The 2,339-nt window shown below is 70.5% G+C and carries 3 protein-coding genes; all 3 read left to right on the top strand.

Going from position 1 to position 2,339, the window contains the following annotated elements:
* On the top strand, window positions 1-862 hold an 862-nt coding region (gene aroB / locus DBR34_RS13030), incomplete at its 5' end, for a 3-dehydroquinate synthase (protein WP_128097106.1).
* Between the two features lie 72 nt (window positions 863-934).
* Window positions 935-1,186, top strand: coding sequence for a WGR domain-containing protein (locus DBR34_RS13025; protein ID WP_128097105.1), 252 nt, complete (start codon window positions 935-937; stop codon window positions 1,184-1,186).
* A gap of 63 nt (window positions 1,187-1,249) precedes the next feature.
* Entirely contained in the window at window positions 1,250-2,323 is a 1,074-nt protein-coding gene (gene hemE / locus DBR34_RS13020; RefSeq protein ID WP_128097104.1) for a uroporphyrinogen decarboxylase, read from the top strand.
* The last annotated feature ends 16 nt before the right edge of the window (window positions 2,324-2,339 follow it).

The raw sequence follows: 2,339 nt of genomic DNA, 5'->3' as shown, positions 1-2,339 counted from the left end.
GGCCAACTTCGGTGCAGCCATCACCGCGCTGGCCGCGCTGGGCGCGACCCGCGATGCCTGCGTGCTCGCCCTGGGCGGCGGCGTGGCCGGCGACCTGGCCGGGTTCGCCGCGGCCTGCTGGATGCGCGGCGTCGACTGCGTGCAGCTGCCCACCTCGTTGCTGGCGATGGTCGACTCTTCGGTAGGCGGCAAGACGGCGGTGGACATTCCCGAAGGCAAGAACCTGGTCGGTGCGTTCCACCCGCCGCGTGCGGTGATCGCCGACACGGCCGCACTGCGGACCCTGCCGCCGCGCGAACTGCGCGCCGGGCTGGCCGAGGTGATCAAGTACGGCGCCATCCGCGACCCGCTGTTCTTCCAGTGGCTGCAGGCCGAACACGCCGCGTTGCTGGCTGGCGACGATACCGCGCTGGCCCAGGCGATCGCACGCAGCTGCGAGCACAAGGCCGAGATCGTCGCCCGCGACCCGCATGAAAAAGGCGAACGCGCCCTGCTCAACCTGGGCCACACCTTCGGCCATGCCATTGAAACCGAACAGGGCTATGGCGCGCCCGGCAACGACAACCTCAACCACGGTGAAGCGGTGGCGGTGGGCATGGTGCTGGCCGCGCGCCTGTCCGCACAGCTGGGTATGAGCAGCGAGGCCGACACCGCGCAGCTGCGCGACCTGCTGCTGCGTTACGAACTGCCGGTGGAAATTCCCGCCGGGCTGGCCCCCGAGGCACTGCTGGCGCGCATGCGCCTGGACAAGAAGAACATCGCCGGGCGTCTGCGGCTGGTGCTGTGGCGGGGCATCGGCCGCGCCGAAGTGGTGGCCGACGTCGACGAAGCCGACGTGCTGCGCGTACTGGCCGCGGCCTGACCTGCGACCGTTGGCCGCAGGTGGGGTGGCCCGCTACGGTCTGCCCCGGCGTTCACGGCTACAATCGCGGCCATGCGCGTCTTCCTGCAGCACCACCCCGGCGGCACTGAACCGGCCCGCTACCTGCAGCTGACCCTGCAGCCGGACCTGTTCGGCAGCTGGGAACTGCTGCACGAATCGGGCGTGGTGGGCGGTCGCGCGCGGTTGCGTTGCGAGGTGTTCGCGCAGGCCGAGCCTGCCCAGCGCGCCTTCGAAAAGACGCGCGATATCCACCTGCAACGTGGCTACCAGATCACCTACACCAGCGGCGTCGCGCCGCGCTGAGCGTCGGCACAGCCCCGCTCTTTCACCCCGGCCCCGCGCCACCAGAGTCCAAGGAAGCGTTACGTGACCAGCCCCTCCCGCCATGATCGCCTGCTGCGCGCCCTGCGCCGCGAACCGGTGGACTGCACCCCCGTCTGGCTGATGCGCCAGGCCGGCCGCTACCTGCCCGAGTACCGCGCCACCCGCGCCAAGGCCGGCAGCTTCCTGGCCATGGCCAAGAATCCCGACATCGCCTGCGAAGTGACCCTGCAGCCGCTGCGTCGCTTCGACCTGGACGCGGCGATCCTGTTCTCGGACATCCTCACCATTCCCGACGCGATGGGCCTGGAGCTGTACTTCGTCGACGGCGAAGGCCCCAAGTTCCGCCACCCGGTGCGCGACACCGCCGCGATCGCCAGACTGGCCGTGCCGGACATGGAAACCGAACTGCGCTACGTCATGGACGCAGTCCGCGTGATCCGCCGTGAACTCGACGGTCGCGTGCCGCTGATCGGCTTCTCCGGCAGCCCTTGGACCCTGGCCTGCTACATGGTCGAAGGCGGCGGCAGCAAGGACTTCGCCCGCATCAAGGCGATGGCCCTGAACGAACCGGCCGCCCTGCACCAGCTGCTGTCGGTGGTCACCGACGCGGTCATCGCCTACCTCGCCGCCCAGCGCGCCGCCGGCGCCCAGGTACTGCAGGTCTTCGACACCTGGGGCGGCGTGCTCAGCCCCGGCATGTACCGCGAATTCTCGCTGCGCTACCTGACCCGCATCGCCCAGGAACTCGAACGCGGCCAGGGCGACCAACGCACCCCGCTGATCCTGTTCGGCAAGGGCACCGGCCTGCACCTGGGCGCACTGGCCGACACCGGCGCCGACGCCCTCGGCGTGGACTGGACCCTGGACCTGTCCGACGCGCTCGCCCGCACCGGCGGCAAGGTCGCCCTGCAGGGCAACCTGGACCCCGCCACCCTGTACGGCAACCCCGAAGCCATCGAACGCGCCGCCAGCCGCGTGCTCGACAGCTACGCCGACGGCAACGGCGGCTCCCGCGAAGGCCACGTGTTCAACCTCGGACACGGCATGTCCCCCGACATGAACCCCGACCACGTAGGCGTGCTGGTCGACGCCGTGCACCGGTTGAGCAAGCGCTGATCGACCCGCGCGGAGG

Origin of the sequence: Stenotrophomonas sp. HMWF003 (assembly GCF_003061285.1) — a bacterium.
Taxonomy (GTDB): Bacteria; Pseudomonadota; Gammaproteobacteria; order Xanthomonadales; family Xanthomonadaceae; genus Stenotrophomonas; species Stenotrophomonas maltophilia_AP.
Note: the sequence above shows the minus strand (reverse complement) of the source record. Positions and strands in the feature narration are given on the sequence as shown.